The 407-nt window shown below is 51.8% G+C and carries 1 protein-coding gene; it reads right to left on the bottom strand.

Features of this window, described 5'->3' with window-relative positions:
- Positions 1-148 precede the first annotated feature (148 nt).
- Entirely contained in the window at positions 149-319 is a 171-nt protein-coding gene (locus tag P0G09_RS15810) for a 4Fe-4S binding protein (protein ID WP_005929040.1), read from the bottom strand.
- Between the last annotated feature and the right edge of the window lie 88 nt (positions 320-407).

Here is a 407-nt window from a genome sequence, read left to right as displayed (position 1 = left end):
GTGGAATGTTCCATATACAGCACCTAAAATCCACTGCCAAAATATCGGGCGGACAAATCGGGGAAAATTGTGCATGAAAGAAAAGCAGCAGACCCGCTTTTGACAGGTCTGCTGCTTTTGATGCGTTTTTTCAGTGTTCGCCGTGAAATTATTCAGCAGCGATAGCACCGGTGGGGCAAGCACCCTCGCAAGCGCCGCAATCGATGCAAGCGTCAGCATTCACAACTGCAACACCATTCTCAATGGTGACAGCACCAACGGGGCAAGCGCCCTCGCAAGCGCCGCAGCCAACACATGCGTCAGAAACCTTGTGTGCCATAATAACACTCTCCTTTTATCACCCGTGCACTAGCTTTAAGAAGAAGTCTGCCCTCGCACGGTGCCAGCAGGCTTCCCCGGAATTCATC

The organism is Faecalibacterium sp. DFI.5.82 (assembly GCF_029076575.1).
Classification (GTDB): Bacteria; Bacillota; Clostridia; order Oscillospirales; family Ruminococcaceae; genus Faecalibacterium; species Faecalibacterium duncaniae.
This window is presented reverse-complemented; position numbering and strand designations above follow the sequence as displayed.